This window comes from Clostridium gelidum, from assembly GCF_019977655.1.
In the GTDB taxonomy this organism is placed as follows: domain Bacteria; phylum Bacillota; class Clostridia; order Clostridiales; family Clostridiaceae; genus Clostridium; species Clostridium gelidum.
Genome location: NZ_AP024849.1, coordinates 165,001 through 187,339, shown reverse-complemented (window position 1 = coordinate 187,339; position 22,339 = coordinate 165,001). Strand labels below are relative to the sequence as shown.

The 22,339-nt window shown below is 30.2% G+C and carries 19 protein-coding genes, 2 tRNA genes, 2 rRNA genes and 1 other annotated feature (1 of these 24 cut by a window edge); of the genes, 3 read left to right on the top strand and 20 right to left on the bottom strand.

Annotation, left to right across the window (positions count from 1 at the left end):
* Position 1 precedes the first annotated feature (1 nt).
* From cysS to psyc5s11_RS00835, 10 genes are all read right to left on the bottom strand, one after another.
* Positions 2–1,402, bottom strand: a complete 1,401-nt coding sequence (gene cysS, locus psyc5s11_RS00880) for a cysteine--tRNA ligase (protein ID WP_224035796.1) — start codon at positions 1,400–1,402, stop codon at positions 2–4.
* Positions 1,403–1,419: 17 nt separating this feature from the next.
* Positions 1,420–3,132 carry a proline--tRNA ligase gene (locus psyc5s11_RS00875; RefSeq protein ID WP_224035795.1) on the bottom strand — a complete coding sequence of 571 codons (1,713 nt, stop codon included), beginning with the start codon at positions 3,130–3,132 and terminating at the stop codon, positions 1,420–1,422.
* Positions 3,133–3,372: 240 nt separating this feature from the next.
* Positions 3,373–3,554, bottom strand: a binding site (T-box leader).
* Positions 3,555–3,761: 207 nt separating this feature from the next.
* Positions 3,762–4,436, bottom strand: coding sequence for a 2-C-methyl-D-erythritol 4-phosphate cytidylyltransferase (gene ispD / locus psyc5s11_RS00870; protein WP_224035794.1), 675 nt, complete (start codon positions 4,434–4,436; stop codon positions 3,762–3,764).
* A 20-nt stretch (positions 4,437–4,456) separates the two neighbouring features.
* Positions 4,457–5,560, bottom strand: a complete 1,104-nt coding sequence (locus tag psyc5s11_RS00865) for a PIN/TRAM domain-containing protein (RefSeq protein ID WP_224035793.1) — start codon at positions 5,558–5,560, stop codon at positions 4,457–4,459.
* A 239-nt stretch (positions 5,561–5,799) separates the two neighbouring features.
* A complete protein-coding gene (gene disA / locus psyc5s11_RS00860; protein WP_224035792.1) occupies positions 5,800–6,867 on the bottom strand; it encodes a DNA integrity scanning diadenylate cyclase DisA in 1,068 nt (355 codons plus the stop codon).
* Between the two features lie 214 nt (positions 6,868–7,081).
* Positions 7,082–8,458, bottom strand: a complete 1,377-nt coding sequence (radA, locus tag psyc5s11_RS00855; protein WP_224035791.1) for a DNA repair protein RadA — start codon at positions 8,456–8,458, stop codon at positions 7,082–7,084.
* 207 nt (positions 8,459–8,665) lie between these two features.
* Positions 8,666–11,116: an ATP-dependent Clp protease ATP-binding subunit gene (locus psyc5s11_RS00850; RefSeq protein WP_224035790.1), complete on the bottom strand. Its 2,451-nt coding sequence runs from the start codon at positions 11,114–11,116 to the stop codon at positions 8,666–8,668.
* Between the two features lie 25 nt (positions 11,117–11,141).
* On the bottom strand, positions 11,142–12,155 hold the full coding sequence (locus tag psyc5s11_RS00845; protein ID WP_224035789.1) for a protein arginine kinase: 1,014 nt from the start codon (positions 12,153–12,155) through the stop codon (positions 11,142–11,144).
* Positions 12,136–12,726, bottom strand: a complete 591-nt coding sequence (locus psyc5s11_RS00840) for a UvrB/UvrC motif-containing protein (RefSeq protein ID WP_224035788.1) — start codon at positions 12,724–12,726, stop codon at positions 12,136–12,138. The genes psyc5s11_RS00845 and psyc5s11_RS00840 overlap by 20 nt, the downstream gene beginning before the upstream one ends.
* A 16-nt stretch (positions 12,727–12,742) precedes the next feature.
* Complete coding sequence (locus tag psyc5s11_RS00835; protein ID WP_224035787.1) at positions 12,743–13,198, bottom strand: CtsR family transcriptional regulator; 456 nt, start codon at positions 13,196–13,198, stop codon at positions 12,743–12,745.
* A gap of 175 nt (positions 13,199–13,373) precedes the next feature.
* Between psyc5s11_RS00835 and psyc5s11_RS00830 the strand changes: the two genes are divergently transcribed.
* Positions 13,374–14,018, top strand: a complete 645-nt coding sequence (locus psyc5s11_RS00830; protein WP_224035786.1) for an MBL fold metallo-hydrolase — start codon at positions 13,374–13,376, stop codon at positions 14,016–14,018.
* A gap of 95 nt (positions 14,019–14,113) precedes the next feature.
* On the opposite strand, the gene psyc5s11_RS00825 is transcribed toward psyc5s11_RS00830, so the two are convergent.
* The 6 genes from psyc5s11_RS00825 to psyc5s11_RS00800 form a co-directional block, all read right to left on the bottom strand.
* Positions 14,114–14,284, bottom strand: a complete 171-nt coding sequence (locus psyc5s11_RS00825) for a DUF362 domain-containing protein (RefSeq protein WP_224035785.1) — start codon at positions 14,282–14,284, stop codon at positions 14,114–14,116.
* 340 nt (positions 14,285–14,624) lie between these two features.
* Positions 14,625–15,530, bottom strand: a complete 906-nt coding sequence (locus tag psyc5s11_RS00820) for a PSP1 domain-containing protein (protein WP_224035784.1) — start codon at positions 15,528–15,530, stop codon at positions 14,625–14,627.
* Between the two features lie 3 nt (positions 15,531–15,533).
* The gene (locus psyc5s11_RS00815) at positions 15,534–16,466 is read right to left on the bottom strand and encodes a DNA polymerase III subunit delta' (protein WP_224035783.1); all 933 of its coding nucleotides are present in this window, start codon (positions 16,464–16,466) and stop codon (positions 15,534–15,536) included.
* A 19-nt stretch (positions 16,467–16,485) separates the two neighbouring features.
* Positions 16,486–16,818, bottom strand: a complete 333-nt coding sequence (locus tag psyc5s11_RS00810) for a cyclic-di-AMP receptor (protein WP_224035782.1) — start codon at positions 16,816–16,818, stop codon at positions 16,486–16,488.
* Between the two features lie 72 nt (positions 16,819–16,890).
* On the bottom strand, positions 16,891–17,532 hold the full coding sequence (tmk, locus tag psyc5s11_RS00805; protein WP_224035781.1) for a dTMP kinase: 642 nt from the start codon (positions 17,530–17,532) through the stop codon (positions 16,891–16,893).
* A gap of 114 nt (positions 17,533–17,646) precedes the next feature.
* Positions 17,647–17,829: a sigma factor G inhibitor Gin gene (locus psyc5s11_RS00800; protein WP_224035780.1), complete on the bottom strand. Its 183-nt coding sequence runs from the start codon at positions 17,827–17,829 to the stop codon at positions 17,647–17,649.
* 280 nt (positions 17,830–18,109) lie between these two features.
* Here psyc5s11_RS00800 and psyc5s11_RS00795 point away from each other — a divergent pair, with 280 nt between their 5' ends.
* On the top strand, positions 18,110–19,270 hold the full coding sequence (locus psyc5s11_RS00795; protein WP_224035779.1) for a zinc-binding metallopeptidase family protein: 1,161 nt from the start codon (positions 18,110–18,112) through the stop codon (positions 19,268–19,270).
* A 243-nt stretch (positions 19,271–19,513) separates the two neighbouring features.
* Entirely contained in the window at positions 19,514–20,461 is a 948-nt protein-coding gene (locus tag psyc5s11_RS00790; protein ID WP_224035778.1) for a magnesium transporter CorA family protein, read from the top strand.
* A 142-nt stretch (positions 20,462–20,603) separates the two neighbouring features.
* On the opposite strand, the gene psyc5s11_RS00785 is transcribed toward psyc5s11_RS00790, so the two are convergent.
* The 4 genes from psyc5s11_RS00785 to psyc5s11_RS00770 form a co-directional block, all read right to left on the bottom strand.
* A tRNA-Cys gene (locus tag psyc5s11_RS00785) sits at positions 20,604–20,677 on the bottom strand.
* A 5-nt stretch (positions 20,678–20,682) separates the two neighbouring features.
* Positions 20,683–20,758, bottom strand: a tRNA-Phe gene (locus tag psyc5s11_RS00780).
* 5 nt (positions 20,759–20,763) lie between these two features.
* Positions 20,764–20,880, bottom strand: a 5S ribosomal RNA gene (gene rrf / locus psyc5s11_RS00775).
* A 136-nt stretch (positions 20,881–21,016) separates the two neighbouring features.
* Positions 21,017–22,339: ribosomal RNA gene (locus psyc5s11_RS00770) — 23S ribosomal RNA — on the bottom strand; it runs 1,589 nt beyond the window's last position.

Here is a 22,339-nt window from a genome sequence, read left to right as displayed (position 1 = left end):
ATTAATTAATATGTTTCCACCTAACCCCTTGTGGTGTATCTTCTAAAACTATATTTCTATTCTTTAAATCATCTCTTATCTTATCTGATAAAGCAAAATCTTTATCTTTCCTTGCTTTTTGTCTTTTATCAATAAGTGCTTGAATTTCAGCTTCCAAATCCTTCTTTATATGATTTTGAAGAATCCCAAGTGGATTTCCAAGTTCTCTAATTAAAGCTTCTGATTCTTTACATAATTCAACTGATGAACCGATATTAACATTGTTATTAATATCTTTAGTCAAATCAAATAATACTGAAATTGCATCTGCTGTATTAAAATCATCGTCCATCTTTTCAACAAATCTTTCTCTATATTTATCTAAAGATTTTAAATAACTTCGTTCTTCATCATCCATTATTTTTTTATTAACTTCTTCTTTTAGGTTTTCAAGATTATTTATGCCATTATATAATCTTTCTATTGACGCTTTTGCTGAATCCAAAAGTTCCTTAGTGAAGTTTATTTGAATCCTGTAATGCCCGGATAACATTAAAAATCTTACTGTATCTGCATCATATTCTTCTAAAATTTCTCTAGCCGTAAAGAAATTATTTAATGATTTCGACATTTTTTTATTATCTACATTAACAAATGCTGAGTGTATCCAATAATGTGCAAAAGGCTTCCCAGTTATGGCTTCACTTTGAGCTATTTCATTTTCATGATGTGGAAACTTTAGATCCATTCCTCCAGCATGAATGTCGATTGTATCACCCAATAATTTTTTTGCCATGCATGAACATTCTATGTGCCAACCTGGTCTACCAAGCCCCCAAGGACTTTCCCATGAAGGTTCACCTGGTTTTTGAGACTTCCAAACTGCAAAGTCCATTGGATCTTTCTTTCTTTCATCTACAGATATTCTTGCACCTGCTTGTAAGTCGTCTAAATTTTGACCTGCCAATTTCCCATAATTACTAAACTTTTTGGTGCTATAATACACATCCCCATCTATATCATAAGCGAATCCAGCTTCAATTAATTCTTCAATAAATTTTATTATATCTTCAATATATTCTGTTGCTCTAGGATTAACAGTTGCTCTTTCAATTTGAAGTGCATCAGCATCTTCATAATATTCTTTAATATATTTATCTCCAAGTTCTTTTACAGTAACGCCTTCGTCATTAGCCTTATTAATCATCTTATCGTCTATATCAGTAAAGTTTTGAATAAATGTAACTTTATATCCCCTGTATTCTAAATATCTTCTGATACTATCAAAGACAATAAACGTTCTCCCATTACCTATATGAAAGAAATTATAAACAGTTGGTCCACAAACATACATTTTAACTTCACCTGGAATAATAGGGATAAACTCTTCTTTTTGTTTAGTTAAAGTATTATATATCCTCATTAAATTACCTCCTAGAGTTATCTTAATTTTAAATTGCTTTTTTCAAATTGATCTTTTACCATATTACTAACATCACCTATTTTGATTACTTCCATTTCACCATCTCTAAGCTTAAATTCAACTTCTCCGTCACCAATTTTTTTACCTACAGTTACTCTCATTGGTATTCCCATTAATTCTGAATCTTTAAACTTTACTCCTGCTCTTTCATTTCTATCATCTAGAAGTGCTTCTATTCCCATACTTATTAATTCTTCATATAGCTCATTTGCCACTTTTGTTTGTTCCTCATCTTTAACATTCACAGGAATTACTGAAACATGATATGGAGCAACTGACAATGGCCATACTATTCCATTTTCATCATGATGTTGTTCAATTATAGATGCCATTGTTCTTGTAACTCCAATACCGTAACAACCCATTATGAATGGCTTTTCTTTTCCATCTTCATCAATAAAATTGGCATTCATAGCTTCTGAATATTTAGTTCCAAGTTTAAATATATGACCAACTTCCGTTCCTCTAGCAATAGTAATTTTTCCACCACAAACTGGACACTTTTCGCCTTCAATTACTTTTCTAAAGTCACCAATTGTTCCTTCAAAATCTCTGCCATAGTTTACATTTTTTATATGATATCCAGTTTCATTTGCTCCAGCAACAAAATTATACATATTTTTCACTTCTTCATCCACCAATGTTAGGTCAGCCTTTATTCCTATTGGTCCAGCAAATCCGATATCACACCCTGCTGCATGTATATACTCTTCGTGAGAAGCCATTTCTATATCTCCAGAAGCATTTGAAGCGTTAGCAACCTTAACTTCATTAACTTCTCTATCGCCTCTTACAAATACAGCAACAATCTTTCCATCAATGTTATATAGTAAAGTTTTAACTGTCTTTTTAGGAGATATATTTAAAAATTCTGATATCTCATCTATTCCTCTACTATTTGGAGTAGCTATCTTTTCTATCTCCATTCGTTCTTCCTTTTCAACTTCTTCTAATTTAGAAGTTGCTTTTTCAATATTTGCTGCATAATCACATTGAATGCAGAATACTACATCATCTTCTCCAACTTCTGATTTCACCATAAATTCCGCTGAATTAGAGCCACCAATAGCACCAGAATCCGCTGCAACGCATTTAGCATCTAATCCACATCTATTGAATATTTCAACATATGCATCATGCATTTTATCATATGCTAAGTCTAGACCCTCTTGATTTTTGTCAAAACTATAGGCATCTTTCATTATAAATTCTCTAGATCTCATAACACCAAATCTTGGTCTGCGCTCATCTCTATATTTAGTTTGAATTTGATATAAATTAACTGGTAATTGCTTATATGATTTAATTTCATTTCTTGCTATATCAGTAAATACTTCTTCGTGAGTAGGTCCTAAACAAAAATCTCTTTCGCCTCTATCTTTTAATCTAAACATTTCTGCTCCATATGCATCCCATCTACCTGACTCTTGCCATAATTCTGCTGGGATAATAGCTGAAGCTAAAAATTCTTGTGCACTTGCTGCATTCATTTCTTCTCTTACTATATCTTCTACCTTTTTTAAAACTTTTAATCCAAGTGGCAAATAGTTATATACTCCTGCCGCCATTTTTCTTATCATTCCAGCTCTTAGCATAAGTTTATGACTGTCAATTTCTGCTTCTGCTGGTACTTCTCTTAATGTTGATATTAACATATTAGACATTTTCATTTTATATTTCCTCCTATAATTTTATTTATATTATATCTAAATAACTTAACTAAAAATGTATTTTTCAAATTCACAAAGAGCTTATTTCTCCATTTATAACTTAATATAGAATATTGTTAAATTTTGGGATATTATTCACATATTTTAGATATTATAATTAGATTATAATTTGATGAAAAATAAGAAAACTGATTTTATTGTAATTTTATAAAAAAATAAAAAAAGTTCGCCTAATATATGCATTAGGGCGAACTTTTTATCGCGGTACCACCTAAATTTGTTCTCTAATAATGATAACGGTATTAAACCGATAGTTTTTACCTACACTCAAAAGCTGGTTCAAAGTCTGTTTAAAAGTCTTACAGCCTAAGGACTTTTTCTCTTAATAATCGACTTCTACTATTCTTTATCATCGCTTTGTAAACTTCATTTTATCTACTAACTAGTATCCGTAACGCGCAACTTCTTTAAGTAGAGCTAACCCTGATACACGCTCCTGGACATTGTGACCCTTGAGGTTATAAGTTCAACTAAGACCCAGATGAGGATTACTCACCTGAATCAAGTTTAACTTTATTTTAATTAATTATAACTTCTTGAATTTTTCCTGTCAATATATTATCATTGTACTACTTTTTTACTAAATACTCTGCCAAAATCAAATCTTCTTGTGTTGTTATTTTTATATTCGTATAATCACCTTCATAAATGTAAACCTTATTCCCAAAAAGCTCTACCACCATAGTATCGTCTGTAACAATAATTCCTCTTCCTTTAACTTTCTTATGGCATTCATATATAATATTAAAATCGAAAGCTTGAGGTGTTTGAATTGCAACAAGATTATTTCTGATTAATGTATCTACCGAAAAATTTTTTTCATCTTTAACTTTTATAGTATCTTTAGGCATTACTCCTGGTGCTGCAGCTTTATAAATCTTAGCATATTTAATAGCATCATTTATTATTCTTTGTGATGCAAAGGGTCTTGCCCCATCATGAATTAATACTATATCTGAACCTTCCAATTGAACTAAAGCATTATATACAGAATCCTGTCTTTCTTTTCCACCAAATACTATGCTATCAATTATCAATCCATATTTATCCAGCACTTCATTCTTGCAATAATCCTTTTCATCTTCTGGAATTACTAACACAATTTTATCTATTAAATCATTTTCTATAAACTGTTTCAGAGTGTAATAAAGAATGGGTTTACCATTCAAATCAATATATTGTTTGCTTTGAACAGAGCCCATTCTTTTACCTCTCCCTCCAGCTAATACTATTGCACTAACCATATGGAAAAATCTCCTTAATTTTAATTATCTTTTGGCTTTGCAAAAATCATTCTTCCTGCTGCTGTTTGTAGCACTGATGTTACTATAACACTTGTTGTTTGTCCTATATACTTTCGCCCACCTTCTACAACAATCATAGTTCCGTCCTCTAAATAAGCCACACCTTGACTTGATTCCTTACCATCCTTTACTATATCAATAGTCATTTCTTCTCCAGGTAATACAACAGGCTTTATTGCATTTGATAATTCATTTATATTTAATACTGGCACTCCTTGAAACTCGGCTACTTTGTTTAAATTATAATCATTTGTTATAACTTTTCCATCTATCTTTTGAGCAAGCTTCAACAACTTTGCATCAACTTCTGCAATTTTAGGAAAGTCATCATCTACGATTTGAGTTTCTATTTCTAATTCTTTTTGTATTCTATTTAATATATCTAATCCTCTTCTACCTCTGTTTCTTTTTAAAGAATCTGACGAATCTGATATATGTCTTAATTCATCTAACACAAAATTAGGTATAACTAATGGACCTTCAATAAATCCAGTTTCACAAATATCAAATATTCTCCCATCAATTATAACTGATGTATCTAATATTTTTGGAATCCCTTTGACAGCCTCTTTAACTCCATCTTTAGCTTTCTTTTCTTTGATTGCAGGCTTTTTGATATTAACAAGAAGAGCTGTTATATCATCTTTCTTCTTAATCATTATTTCTGCACCTATTATAGCTGCTACTATGTTTAATAGAATTAATAAAATAGGTCCTATGGTATTGCTCATATCGCTTATTGGTTTTGCAATAAATGTCATAAGAATTAAAGCAATAACAGCACCTACAGTTCCATAAATTATTTCTGCTATGCTCATTTTTTGCATATTTTTTTCAGCATATTCAATTAAGTTAGAAATATTCTTATATATGGTTGGAGAAATAATATACAATATAAGTCCAAAAATAAAACATATAATAATAACAAATATAATTCTAGCAACAGTAGTTGAAATGTAATTTAAACTAGCAATTTGGGGTATTTCAAGTAATATTTCAGATATAAAATATCCTATTATTAATCCAATTATAGAAAAAATCCCCCTTATCAATTTCTTTAACACATGCTTCACCTCCTTCTAATTATTTACACTTTTATAGTATTTTAATCATATTTTTAATATTTTTCTACACCTTATCATTATAACATACAATAAGTTTATCTAAAACGAATAAATTATTAAGTTTAATTAATAATTTCATATACATAATAAAAAAACCGACTAAAAATGTAGCTATAATAAACAAAAATAGATGAGCTATCTTCTATTCTAAATAACTTTATTTTAAGGCAGTTTCTTTTTTAATATATTGCTTTTTTTAATGATATTTGTTCCTTTATGCGTTTCAATCCATCTTTAATAGCAGTAGCCCTAGCTTCTCCTATGCCTTCAACATTATCTAAATCAACTATATCAGCATCTATTATATTACTTAATTCTTTAAACTCTTTTATAAGATTATCAATAACATTGGATGGTATTCTTGGTACTTTACTTAATACTCTATATCCTTTTGGAGATATTAATGTATCCATAAGAGGGATACCACCATGACCTATCGCTCTTGAAATTGCATCTAAATCTGATAATTCTGATGAATTTAGCTTTTGTATATGTTCATAGACTTCATTATATTGCAATTCATCCCCACAATAATCCCTAATTAATAATATCCCATCTCTTTCTACATGCTTAATTAATTCATTAAGCTGCATAGATATTAATCTACCTTCATTTCCAAGCTCTAATATATACATATTAATTTCTTCTACTATTCTCATTACCATTTCAGTTCTTTGGATTGCAGTAACTACATCAAAATGTGTTGTTAAATCTTGAAATTCTAATATATTCAAATTATTAATAACACGTTCAAGTACTGCAACATATTTTTCTAATGTTTGAATTGCTTGATTAGCCTTACTTAGAATTATGCTACTTTCTCTTAATACATATTTTATATCACCTTTATACATAGTTATTATATTTCTTCTTTGAGAAATTGCAATGACTACCTTATTAGTTTGTTTAGCTACCCTGTGTGCTGTTCTATGCCTAGTTCCTGTTTCATAAGTTGGAATAGATGAATCTGGTATTAACTGCGCATTTGCACAAACAATTCTCTTTAAATCTCCAGTTATTACTATAGCACCATCCATCTTAGCTAATTCATATGCATATGATGGGGTATACTCTGAATTAATATAAAAACCACCATCAACTAGTTTCATAACTTCTTCGTCATCCCCAATTACTACTAGTCCACCGGTCTTAGCTCTTAGTATATTTTCAAGACCTTCCCTTAGTTGAGTGCCTGGGCACATTATTTTCAAGACATTTTTTATTCCTATTCCCTTTTCTATTCTCATACACTCACCCATTTTCCCTTAAAATATTATTTGTAATTTCTTTATATTTATTATTATGTACTACCATATAATTAATTACACCTATTAATTATATTGTCATTGAACTAGTTATTAAAATTTAGCCTCTAAAACTATAATACTATAATAACTATGATCTCTCAATAACATTTCTCAAATTAAAATGCAATATACATTTTGTATTTTAATTACCATTTTAGTGATTGTATACATGGCTTATTACATTCATTAATGTCTTTAATTCAATTACTTGAATTTTTTTAAAACTACTTTCCCTTATAAATGAATCTTTTGGAACATAAACCTTTTTAAATCCCATCCTCTCAAGCTCTTTAACCCTACTCTCTAATGATGGTACTTTCTTAAGCTCACCAGTCAATCCTACATCTGCTATGAATGCAATATTAGATTCTATACCTTGTTGCTTTACAGATGATACTATGCTCATTATTACAGCTAAGTTGATTCCTTGTTCTCTTATCTTTATACCACCAGTAGTTTTAATAATTACATTTTTATCATATAGATTAATACCACCACGTTGTTCTAATATAGATATTAATGTATTTAATTTGTCTTTCCCTAAGGTTTCTCCTATACGTGTCGGATATGGAGTAAAGCTTTTAGACACTAAACTCTCTATCTCCGTTATAATAGCTCGCGTTCCTTCTTTAATTACAGTCAATGCACTTCCAGAAACTATTTCACCTTCTTCACGCTTTGTCATAAAAAATTCTGATGGATTATCTATTGAGAGAACACCCTTTTCACACATTTGAAAAAATCCATTTTCAATGCTACCAAATCTATTTTTAGAACTTACAAGCACACGCAATTCTTCATCATTGTCATCTTCTATTATAAGAACTGTATCAACTAAATGTTCTAATGCCCGTAATCCCGCAAGTTCATCATTTTTAGTCATTTGTCCTACTACAATAACTGCCCTTGGCCTCTTTTCAGTTTTAGCTATTTGAAGTAGCGCATTTGCACATTCCATAGTTTGTGTTGGAGAACCTGCCCTTGCTGGTAATGAAGCTTCCATCGTAAATGTTTGAATACTATCTACAATTAGCATATCAGGATCTACTTCTTCTACCGCATCTAAAACATTATCAAGACTTGTTTCTTGTACTACCCATATGTTTTCATGAATTTTATCAAGAATCCTATCTGCCCTATTTTTTATTTGACTATCACTTTCTTCTCCAGATGCATAAATTACTTTATACCCTTTTTGTGCTATAGCATCTGATATTTGAAGAAGTAATGTTGATTTTCCGGCACCTGGCCTAGCAGTTATAATTGAAATTGAATCTTTTACAATTCCTCCGCCCATCACTCTGTCAAATTCATTTATTCCTGTAACTATTCTATCACTTTTATTAGAAACCACATCTAATAGTTTTTTTATTGGCTTTTTAGAAGCTTGCCTTACTCTTGTTTGCATACTTTTTAATTCTACAACCACTTCCTCCAATGTATTCCAACTATTGCATGTTGGACATTTTCCAAGCCACTTTATACTTTCAAAGCCACAGCCTGAGCACCTATATAATGTTTTCTTTTTCATAAATGTCTCCCTTTATTTTTTAATAACTATTTAAGATCTCTCTAATTAATCAAAATATATATATCCTATCTATTTATAGAATTCTATTGCAAAAAAATATTAATTTGATTATAACATATTAATTCTTTCAACATAATTATTTACTTAATGCTTTAAGCAAATAATTAAGAGGCGAAACTTCACCCCTTAATTTTTATGTTTTTAATATTATTCTTTAACTAACTTACTAAAAACAAGCTTATTTTCTAATTCATTAACTTTTACCTTGTCTCCAATTTTTATATTTCCTTGTAAAATTTCTTCACTTAATCTATCTTCTACTTCTTTTACAATAAGCCTTCTTAGCGGTCTTGCTCCATAATCACGATCAATTCCTTTATTTAACAAAAACCTTTTACTGTCATCTTCAAAACTCAGATAGATTTCTCTACCCTCAAGTCTTTTTCTTATAGATGCAAGCATCAAATCCATTATTTTATCTAAATCTTCATCATCCAGTTTATGGAATACTATTGTATCATCAATTCTATTTAAAAATTCTGGTTTGAACTTTTGTTTTAATTCTTCTAATATACTTTCCTTCATCTTTTCATATTCAGTTTCATCATTATTACTATTATTATTAAATCCTATGTTCTTTTGTTTTTTGATTTGATGAGCCCCAACATTTGAAGTCATTATAATTATTGTATTTTTAAAATTAACTAACTTTCCCTTGCCATCTGTAAGTCTTCCATCTTCCATAATCTGAAGCAGTACATTAAATATGTCCGTGTGAGCTTTCTCAATCTCATCTAAAAGAATTATTGAATATGGTTTTCTTCTAACAGCTTCTGTAAGTTGCCCACCATCATCATGTCCTACATATCCTGGTGGAGAACCTATCAATTTAGATACAGAATGACTTTCCATATACTCAGACATATCAACTCTTATAATACTATTCTCATCACCAAACATTGCTTCTGCAAGAGCCTTCGAAAGTTCAGTCTTTCCAACTCCAGTTGGTCCTAAAAATATAAAACTTCCAATTGGTCTATTAGGATCTTTAATTCCAACTCTTGCCCTTCTTACAGCTCTAGCTATAGATTTTACAGCCTCATTCTGTCCAACAACTCTTTTATGCAATATGCTTTCTAAATCTAATAATCTTTCACTTTCTGATTCAGTTAATTTTTCTATTGGAATCTTTGTCCATGATGATACTACACTAGCTATTTTTTCTGCATCCACAATCAACGGCTTAATTGAATTTTGAGTATTCCAATTTTCTTTCATATTTTTTAATTGATCCTTAAGTGATTTTTCTTTATCTCTTAGATTTGCAGCTCTTTCAAAATCTTGAACTCTTATAGATTCTTCCTTTTCTTTATCTATATTTTCAATTTTTCCTTCTAAATCTTTTAAATCTGGTGGTGTTGTTAAGTTCTGTATTCTTACTTTAGCAGCCCCTTCATCTATTAAATCAATGGCTTTATCTGGCATAAATCTATCTGTTATATATCTGTCTGATAAATTTACTGCTGCTTCTAATGCCTCATCTGTAATTTCAACTCTATGATGTGCTTCGTATCTATCTCTTAAACCTTTTAAAATTGCTAAAGTTTCATCTTTTGAAGGCTCTCCTACTGTTATAGGTTGAAATCTTCTCTCTAATGCAGAATCTTTCTCAATATATTTTCTATATTCATCAATAGTTGTTGCTCCAATACATTGAATTTCGCCTCTAGCTAAAGATGGCTTTAATATATTCGACGCATCAATAGCACCTTCTGCTCCACCAGCTCCAATTATCGTATGGATTTCATCAATAAATATAATAATATTTTTATCTTTAACAATTTCCTCCATGGTTTTTTTAAGTCTCTCTTCAAATTCCCCTCTATATTTCGCACCTGCAACCATAGATGTTAAATCTAAAGAAATAACCCTTTTGTTTTTAAGTATCTCTGGAATATTTCCTTCAACTATTCTTTGGGCTAATCCCTCAACTACTGCTGTTTTACCAACTCCAGGTTCACCAATTAAACATGGATTATTTTTAGTTCTTCTGCAAAGAATTTCTAGTAACCTTTGAGTCTCTGCATCTCTTCCTATTACAGGATCTAATCCTTGTTCCTTAGATAAGGCTGTTAAGTCTTTACCGTATTTATCAAGCATAGGAGTACTTTGTTTTTTACTATTTTCTATTGTTTTACCATCACTAACCTTATCTTCATAAATTCCTGATAAAAACAAAAGTAATTCTTCACTTACACTAGTAAAGTTAAGGTTTAAGCTCTTTAAAATAGTATATGCCATTCCTTCTTCTTGATTAAGTAACGCTAGCAGAATATGTTCTGGACTAACATATTTATGGTTTAACTTTTTAGCTGCTGCAAAACTTTCATCAACTAATCTCTTAGTTCTAGGTGTTAATAATATATTATCATCTGACTTCTTGGTATCACCATATCCTAGATACCGTTGTATCATTGTTATAATATTTTCACTGGCAACTCCATGTTTTTTTAATAATTCAGCTGAATATCCATCCTCTTTTAAAATACCCAATAACATATGCTCTGTTCCAACATATCCATGCTTAAACTTTTCAGATTCATTTTCAGCTTCTAAAATTACTACTTGTGCCCTTTCTGTTAATTTATTATATTCCATATTCTTCAAACCTCCTATCTTCTCTTCAATTCAATATTTTCTTTACAATTTTTGCTCTTTCATACTTAATTTCTTTCTCATCTAAATATCTCCCTAAATAGTTTTGAATTGATGAATTGCTTGTAAGTATAAGTAATTTATCCAACTTATTTTTATCAATGTCTATAAGTGAAAGTTCTGCCCCTAATCTAACATTTGACAACAATTCAATAGTTTCCTTAGAATCTAGAAGAATTGCACATTTTAATATGCCATAGGCTCTATATACCTTATCATCTAATTCATTTTTACACTTGCTAAGTAATATTTCTCTAAATTTGTTTTCTTCTACTATTATATTCAAAACTGCCTCTTTTAATTTGATTATAATATCCTCTTCTGTTAACCCCAATGATATCTTATTCGTTATTCTATATAAATTCCCATAAACATTCGTACCATCTAAATACACTCCTTTTATGCTCATCCCAATTTTACTAAGATTCTTTGAAATGCTTTTAATCTCTTCACTCATGGTTAGTGCTGGTAAATGTATTATTACTGATGCTTTCATACCAGTTCCAATATTTTCTGGTGATGCTGTTAGATACCCTAAATTTTCATCAAATGCATAATCAAAGTTTTTTTCTATTTTATCATCAATACTTGTTGCTTTCTGAAATGCTTCTTCTAAATTTAATCCTTCGCTCATATATTGAAGCCTTACATGATCCTTTTCATTTATCATAATGCTAAGAGTTTCTTCTTTATTTAAGATAAATGACCCTTTATCAGAATTTTTTATAAGTTCTTCAGTTATTAAATCTTTTTCTAAATATTGTTTACCAAATTCTTCATTTGTATTCCAAATCTCATATAATGTAAGTTGTTCATCAATTAATTCATTTTTAAGTACACTATATACTTTTTTACCATTATCTCTACCTTTTATATAATTTAATTTATTAGGAAACGGTACATTACTAAAATTTCTAGCTAATAATATCTTACTACTTAATACTATACCTTTTTCTCTATCTTTATGAATCAAGCTGTCCATCGTAATTTTCCTCCCCTATACTTGCCTTTTCTTTAACATTGCTCTTTAATATATAAAGTTCTAATTTTTTAATCTCATCTCTTGCAATTGCTGCTCTTTCATATTCTTCAGTTACTATTAACTTTTGCATTTCTTCTTTTAAGTCTTTGAGTCTTCGTCTTCGAATCAATTCTTTTCCTTTCATTTTGGGCATTTTACCTACATGTTTTACTCCTGCTTGTAAGCTTTTTATTCTAGGATCAAGTACAACTTTAAATTCTTCATAACAATCAGAACATCCTAATTTACCAGTTTTTTTAAATTCGTCATAAGTTAATCCACAATTTGAACAAACAATTTCTTTTATTTTATTATTATCTATATTAACTTTATTACTATCTGCATTAGATAATATTTCTGTAAGCATACCTTGAAATGGAAAGTTTGCACTTTGAGCAATTGAACTAAAAAATGGAATACTGGATATATCTTTTGCACAATTTTCACATAACCAAATTTCATGTTTTTCTCCATTTACTACTGTAATTAAATTTACTTTTGCCTCATTTTTTTTACATTTTTCACATAACATAATATATCCCCCACCTTTAAGATAAAATTATCATAATCATTGCCTTTAAAATATCAGCTCTTACTTTATTCTTATTATCTACTCTAACTAAACTTCTATCATTTATTGCTATTTTCATTATTTCACATTCTCTTAATTGAATAACTCCAGACTCTAATAAATCCTTTAGTAAAGCATTTGCATTATGATATGTCATTGAATCTCCTATACTTTGATTTATTAATTCTTCTCTTTTATTAGAACTATCATATTCTAATTGCTTAATGGCTATATGTCCTCCTCCACCTCTTTTGCTTTCAATTAAGTATCCTCTTTCGTACGTAAACCTAGTTGTTAATACATAATTTATTTGAGATGGTGCACATCTAAATTGATCTGCCAATTCATTTCTTTGTATAAATATTACATTGCCTTTATTTTCATTAAACATTTCTTTTATAAAAACTTCTATTATATCTGAAAGTCTTGCCATAATATCACCTACTTAAACTTTAATCAAAATAATAGTTTTTGACTTACTTTGACTTTACATTATTATACTATAATCTTTTTATTTTTTAAAGTATCAATACAAATTTATGATTATTTATAACTAAAAATGTTAATAATATATAATAGTATTTTAATTTAATTGTTGGAGGTTTTTTATGCAAATAACTTGGTATGGACATTCCTGTTTTCTTATAAAAACATCCATTGGTAAAAGGATTTTAATTGATCCCTTTGACAATAACCTCGGATATGATAACAATTTTCCTAAATGTGATTTAATAACTATCAGTCATAATCACTTTTATGATTCATATTTAAATAAATCTAATACTATAACTAGAGTTCTTAATAAAATTGGAACCTTTGATATCAACTTTTTAAAAATAGAAGGCTTTAATTCATTTCACGATAAATGTAATGGTCTTAAGAGAGGTCCTAACATTATTTATATATTTAAAGACGATATGCATTCTCTATGTCATTTAGGAGATTTAGGTCATATTCCTTGTTCCTTAGTCTTGGAAAAATTAAAAAATATTGATATTTTACTTATACCTATTGGTGGACACTTTACTTTAAATGGATTCGAAGCAGCAAATCTTTGTAAGTTGGTATCTCCTAAATATGTAATTCCTATGCAATATAAAACTAATAAAACATCTTTATATTTGGATGATCTAAAAAATTTCATTATATCTATGAAAAACATAAAGAAAATTAATTCTAATATATTAGATACTTCAGATTTAGATTTCACTTCTAAATCTAAATGTATATTATTAACACCACCTTGTAATTAATCTAATGCAATGAAACCTTTTAACATAAGCTGTTAAAAGGTTTCATACTTTTATATACGAAAAAAAGACCGTCTTTAAGACGATCTCTCTTTTTATTACTCTTGGTTTGGAGCTCCTACTGGGCAAACACTAGCACAGCTTCCGCAATCGATACAAGTATCTGCATCAATAACGAATAGAGTATCTCCTTGAGTTATAGCGTTAACTGGACATTCTCCAGCACACGCTCCACAACTAACACATGAATCATTAATAACAAATGCCATTTTTAGAACACCTCCTAATAAATTGTAGTAATTAACCTCTTACATTTTAACATGTATTCTGATGTTTTAAAAGTATTTTGTGACTTAGTTAACTTATTTTTTCATACTAAAGTTTTATGGGTTAGAATTATATTCTTATATATCTTAAATCTCCCATGGAATCAATAATCTTTTCAATATAAAAAAGGGTTCATTATATATTAATGTTATTTCTTTCCTAGTTAATAATATTTCACTAGCTATTATTCCAGAATAATTAGAAATAAAATCTCTAATTATTGTAGTATCCTTATGAAATTATATATTAGAAATCTTAATAGCAGATTTTATAGAAATTCTCCTATTTTTCCTTAATAAGATTTTTCATTAGTTTTTTATCTTCTTCTGATTCAGCTATTATCCTAATATTACTTTCGTCAATTGTATCTTCATATTTTCCTGAAACAAGTTCTATATCTGTTATCTTAAATGCTTCAACAACTTCTTCATCGCCTCTTCTAATCTTAACTTTGACAATTTCTTTAACTATTGAATTACCAATAACTTCTCCATTTCCTTCTTCAGTTTTAACAATAGACCCTACTTTAGGCAACCTCTTTCTTATATCTTCATATGTTGTTTGCTCATAATTTAAGCAACACATTAATCTTCCACATATTCCAGATATTTTAGTTGGATTTAATGAAAGATTTTGTTCCTTAGCCATCTTTATAGATACTGATGCAAAATCTCCTAAAAAAGTAGAACAACACATAGTTCTTCCACATGGTCCAAGTCCGCCAATCATCTTAGCTTCATCCCGTACCCCTATTTGTCTTAATTCTATTCTAGTCTTGAATATAGTAGCTAAATCCTTAACTAACTCTCTAAAATCAACTCTACCATCTGCTGTAAAATAAAATATGACTTTATGATTATCAAACGTATATTCTACATCTATTAATTTCATATCTATCTTGTGTTCTTTGATTTTCTCTAAACATATATCCAATGCATCTTTTTCTTTATTTTTATTTTCTTTATGCTTATTAATATCCTTTTCATCAGCAATTCGAATAACACTTTTTAGTGATGATACTATTTCTTCTTCCTTTATTTCTTTAATTCCTATAACACATTCGCCAAATTCTACACCTCTAGCAGTTTCCACTATTACATAGTTTCCTTTTTTAATTAGAAATTCTGCTGGGCTAAAATAATAGATTTTTCCGGCCTGTTTAAATCTTACTCCTATAACATTTATCATTAATTATACCTCCGCAAATCCCATAAGCAAAACACTTATGGTCATTGAATAGTTTGTATTGCTATTTAAATTTATTCTAGCTTCTGTTATGTATTCTAACATATTATTTAACTTTTTATAAGACACTCCTCTTGATATATTCTTTATTTTATCTACTTTATCAAAATTAACAATAATTTCGCTATTATTAAGCTCTTTAAATAGCATAATATCTCGTATATATGATAAAAGTATATTCAACAGCTCAATTTTATCATCTTTTAAATTCTTTAGCAGCTCTCCATATTTTAATACGATTCCTTGTTCCCTATTTAAAATATCTTCAAATAATTCTATACATATATCTCTTAAGTTTTTTAAATTTTTATCATCTATAAACCTATCGACTTTTCCTGGTATACCTGCACTATATGCTAGCGCAGCTTTTTCATCTTCTGAAGTTAAATTAATATATTTATCTTTAATATAAATTAAAATCTCTTCTTTTGTTAATGGCGTTAATTTATATATTTGGCAACGAGATTTTATAGTATCTAAAATTGCTTCTAAAGAGTCACTCAATAATATTAAATATACTCCTTTGGGAGGTTCTTCAATAGTTTTAAGTAATGCATTTTGAGCCTGCGTTGTTAATTTATCACATTTATATAATATCAAGACCTTTTTGTCACCCTCATAAGGTTTTTTACCAACCTCATTTATTATATTCCTAACATCATCAACGCCAAAAGAACTAGAAGACGGATAATATTTTACAATATCAACACTCTCTGCACTGTCTCTTACTTTTATAATTTGATTTGATAGATACTTACCTATTATGCTCTTTCCAATACCATCATTTCCAACGATTAAATTGGCATGAGAAAATGAGTCATTTAAATTCCTATTATTTATACTATCAATAATACTTTTATGCCCAATTATTTTTCTCAATGCCTATCTCTCCTTGATATTATATTTTCACAAATTGATCTACATCAATTACAAATATAGTAGCACCTCCTACACTAATCTGTACAGGATATTGTTGCATATATCCGCCTTCACTACCACCTAAAATAGTTGGTGTAACTAATGTTTCTTTTCTCTTTTTGCATATTTCCTTAACTACATCAATAACAGACTGCACCTTTTCTTCTTCAATACCCACCATTAGCGTAGTATTCCCTGACTTAAGAAATCCTCCTGTTGTTGCTAACTTTGTAACTCTATAATTTTGTTCTGTTAAAGCCTCTATAACCTCTGTTGAATCCTCATCTTGAACAATTGCAATTATCAACTTCATTATAATTCCCACCCTTAAATAAAATAATTTACTATCTATTATTTTACCACAAATAGAAGCTTTTTTTATCATTTACTTTATATTTGTCCATATTATAGGCTTTAATATATTTTTTATTTGATTAATTACATTTTCCTTTGATTTTTCTGCATCTATTTTTATGATTCTATCTTTATTTTTTTCATAAACAACATTGTATCCCGCCCTAACCCTTTCATGAAAATCTATTTTTTCTAAATCCAATCTATTTATTTCTCTGTGTTCATTGCTACTAATTCTTTCTAACCCAATTTTAGGATCAAGATCAAACAATATCGATAAATCAGGCATATATTCTCCAATTGCAAATCTATTTATACTCATAACTTCTTCAATGCCTAATTTCCTTGCGTAACCTTGATATGCAAGAGAAGAATCTATAAATCTATCACAAAGAATTATTGAACCTTCTTCTAATGCTGGTATTACTTTTTCTACAAGATGTTGTCTCCTTGCAGCTGCATAAAGCAAAGCTTCCGTTCTTCCATCCATAGTCTTATTTTCTTTATTCAAGATAACTTGTCTTATTTGTTCTGATATATTAATTCCTCCAGGTTCTCTGGTCTTTATACACTTAAAATTATTTTCTATAATCCAATTATATATTTCATCAATTGCCGTTGTTTTTCCGGTGCCTTCTCCGCCTTCAAAAACTATAAATAAACCTTTTTTCATAATAACTACCTCACTATTAAGAATGTTTAAATAATTCACCCTCAAGGCACATCAAATAACAAGTCAAATACTCAAAATAGACTAGCATACTGATTTGCTATTTTTTGAATGTGCCTACACATGTTGATTAAATAAAATTATTTTAATACGATCTTTATAAATATCATAATCTGGATTGATTATATTTGTATTCACAATTTTCTCTTCACATGCTTTGCAAATCTTTTCCCCATTCAATATTATACCATCACAATCCGTTGCTCCACATATGAAACATGATTTATTTAAATTTTTCATGTACTTTCCCCCTTATATTTGTAATTCTTATACAATTATTCCCATATAAGCTACTTTTAATACAAATAATAAGTGTGAATAATTTATTTGCTACATAGATATTTTTTAAATTCTTGGTAACAATAATAAATAATGAAACAAACGTCTCCATTAATAAACATTCTAACAATAAAAATAATAAGAAGAAAGGAGAACTTACTGTAAAACCAAACAAAACATGTACTATATATCTATAATTTAGTATTTTTCTTTTGTAAGTTTTGAGTAATAAATTAAATTTATGAAACAAAAAATTATTTCTTTTTTATCTACTTGTAGTGATGATATTAAAAATTTATGTACTTATTTATATGAGAATCCCGAAGCAAGTTATAATGAGTTTAATGCTTCTAAATATATTTGTGATTTATTATATAAATATAATTTTGAAATTGAAGAAAACTTTTTAAATATTAAAAATGCTTTTATAGCTAAGAAGGGAGTAGGTCATCCAAAAATTTGTTACCTTTGTGAATATGATGCTATAAAAGATGAAGGCCATATTACAGGGCATAACTTGGTTGCTACTATGTCTGTCGCAGCTGCATTAGCTTTAGGAAATGTTATAGATACCCTTGGAGGATCTGTAATATTAATAGGTTGTCCTGGTGAATATTTAGGTGGAACTAAAGGAACTATGGTTAAACAGGGCGTATTTGATGATATAGATGTAGTAATGCTAGCTCATCCTGATATTTCTACTTGTGAAAGTGGTTCATCATCAGCAATTATTCCATTAGGACTTAAATTTGAGAGTGAAAGTAAATTGAGTTTCTTAAATAAAAAAGATTACACCTCCCTAGATGCAGTTTTGCTAACTATTAATATTTTAAATTCTATAAAAAAAGGTTTCCCTAATAACTTAGAAATAAACTCAATTATCTCAAATGGAGGATATACTACATTATTATTGCCATCAAATTCTGAAATCAAACTTTGTATTCGTGCATCTGATACAAAAACTGCTAACTATGCTTATGATAAAATAAGAAACATTGCAAATTATGTAACCAAATTAATAGGCATCCCCAATACATTTTTCTTATATGAGTCTCCAAGTAGGGAGTTAGTTACAAACCGTACTTTAAATAGATTGTTTAGCCATAATTTAAAAGAAAATGGAATAATAAATATTAACTCTCCAAAAGATATATATGCAGGACTAAGCCTTGGTGATGTAAGTCATAAAGTTCCATGTATACATCCATATATATCTATAACAGAAAATGATAATATCAAATACGGAACTTTAGAATTTGCGAAAGCAACAATATCACCATTTTCTCTAAAGCAATGTACTATTGCAGCTACCTCATTAGCCTCAACAGCTATTGATTTAATAGAAAATAAATCTTTACTTAATGAAGTTAAATCTGAATTTTTCAGCACTATAAATAATTAAATTATAAACTTTATATTAAAGAACTATGAGCCTATGAACTAATTTATATCTTCATAGGCTTTTCTTTGGCCATTATCTTTCTAAAGAAAATTAGCAAAGAAAAGATCCTCTTTATTTTTTATATACTTAATATACTTAATAGTAAACTAATAATTATTAGTTCAAATAATGGCCATTACTTTATGTTTACAAACCCCTTATAATAGTATAATATTAGTTGAACTGTTTAGGAGGTGTTGTAAATTGATTCAAATTTATAAAAGTCAAAGTGAATTCAAGCCAACTTTAAAGGCACTAGATACAATAGAAAATGGATCTTGGATAAATATAGTTGCCCCATCTGATGAAGAATTAATATTAATGTCAAAAAAAACAGGAGTTGATCTTGAATTTCTGAAAGCAGCATTAGATGATGAAGAAACTTCACGTATTGATATTGAAGATGATGCAATATTAATAATAGTCGATATTCCTTTTACAGAAATGGAAGATAACTCGTTAACCTATGATACATATCCATTAGCAATAATACATACTGATAAACAATTAATAACTGTATGTCTAAAAAACAGTAAAATATTGACTGATTTTACTAATGATAAAATTAAATCTTTTTATACATTCAAAAAATCAAGATTTACATTACAAATCTTAAGTAGAATATCAACATATTACTTATTATACTTACGACAAATTGATAAAAAGAGTTTAATGATTGAAAAAAGACTTCATAAATCAATGAAAAATAGAGAACTTATTCAATTACATTCTTTAGAGAAATCTCTTGTTTACTTCTCTACATCATTAAAAGCTAATGAACTCACATTAGAAAAAATGTTAAAATTAGAGCTAATGCAAAAATATGAAGAAGATAAAGATGTTTTAGAAGATGTTATAATTGAAAATAAACAAGCCATTGAAATGACTGAAATCTATAGTAACATATTAGCTAGTACAATGGATTTTTTTGCTTCTGTAATATCTAATAATCTAAATATAGTGATGAAAGTTCTTGCATCAGTTACAATACTTATGGCAATACCTACTATTATCGGTGGAATATTCGGAATGAATATAAAATTGCCAATATCTATGGATAATGAAAGTGGATTTTTAATAGTTATGGGATTAACTTTTGGACTATGTGGCCTTGTGGCCTTTATATTATATAAAAAGGATATGTTTAAGTAAAATGTACCCCATAGAGTAGACTTATTTTAATTTTCTACTTTATAGGATACATTTTATATGTTTTTAAATTACAATAAAATATAATTTATTATATTCCAGGTATAATAAAAAAACCTTGAAATATACATTTCAAGGTTTCTTTTGGAGGCGCCACCCAGATTTGAACTGGGGGTAAAGGTTTTGCAGACCTCTGCCTTACCACTTGGCTATAGCGCCATTTATGGTGGCTCGAACTGGAATCGAACCAGTGACACGAGGATTTTCAGTCCTCTGCTCTACCGACTGAGCTATCGAGCCATCTTACCTCGCAACTTCCTACTCTCCCACACAGTCACCCATGCAGTACCATCAGCGTAATAGACCTTAACTGTCCTGTTCGGAATGGGAAGGAGTGTTACCTCTATGCCATCGTCACGAGATTAAGTGAATTCCCAAATCTATGATTTGGTTGTGAATGAACTTATGCAAATTCGTTAGAACTTGTTTTTCTTTGAAAGAATGTTCTTTCAAAATTGCATATAGAATTAATGTATATTTTACAACTTGATTAAATAATTGGTCAAGCCCTCGACCTATTAGTATCAGTCAGCTAAATATGTTACCATACTTACACCTCTGACCTATCAACCTTGTAGTCTTCAAGGGGTCTTACTAGCTTACGCTATGGGAAATCTCATCTTGAGGTTGGCTTCACACTTAGATGCTTTCAGCGTTTATCCATTCCCGACTTAGCTACCCAGCTATGCTTCTGGCGAAACAACTGGTACACCATAGGTCAGTCCATCCCGGTCCTCTCGTACTAAGGACAGCTCCTCTCAAATTTCCTACGCCCGCGACGGATAGGGACCGAACTGTCTCACGACGTTCTGAACCCAGCTCGCGTGCCGCTTTAATGGGCGAACAGCCCAACCCTTGGGACCTACTTCAGCCCCAGGATGCGACGAGCCGACATCGAGGTGCCAAACCTCCCCGTCGATGTGAACTCTTGGGGGAGATCAGCCTGTTATCCCCGAGGTAGCTTTTATCCGTTGAGCGATGGCCCTCCCACGAGGTACCACCGGATCACTAAGCCCGACTTTCGTCCCTGCTCGACTTGTAGGTCTCGCAGTCAGGCTCCCTTATGCCTTTGCACTCTACGAACGATTTCCGACCGTTCTGAGGGAACCTTTGGGCGCCTCCGTTACATTTTAGGAGGCGACCGCCCCAGTCAAACTGCCCACCTAACAATGTCCTGTCACCAGTTTCATGGCATCCAGTTAGAACTTCAATACTATCAGGGTGGTATCCCAACAACGACTCCACCAAAGCTAACGCTCTGATTTCCCAGTCTCCCACCTATCCTGTACAGACAATACCGAAATTCAATGCTAAGCTACAGTAAAGCTCTACGGGGTCTTTCCGTCCAATCGCGGGTAGCGAGCATCTTCACTCGCACTACAACTTCGCCGGATTTGCAGTTGAGACAGTGCACAAGTCATTACGCCATTCGTGCGGGTCAGAACTTACCTGACAAGGAATTTCGCTACCTTAGGACCGTTATAGTTACGGCCGCCGTTTACTGGGGCTTAAGTTCACACCTTCGCACTTACGTGCTAAGCATTCCCCTTAACCTTCCAGCACCGGGCAGGCGTCAGCCCCTATACATCAGCTTACGCTTTAGCAGAGACCTGTGTTTTTGTTAAACAGTTGCTTGTGCCTATTCTCTGCGGCCTGATTTCTCAGGCACCCCTTCTCCCGAAGTTACGGGGTCAATTTGCCTAGTTCCTTAACTGCAATTCTTCCGTCGGCCTTAGGATTCTCTCCTCATCTACCTGTGTCGGTTTGCGGTACGGGCACTACTTCTCTTTCTAGATGCTTTTCTTGGAAGCATGGAATCAG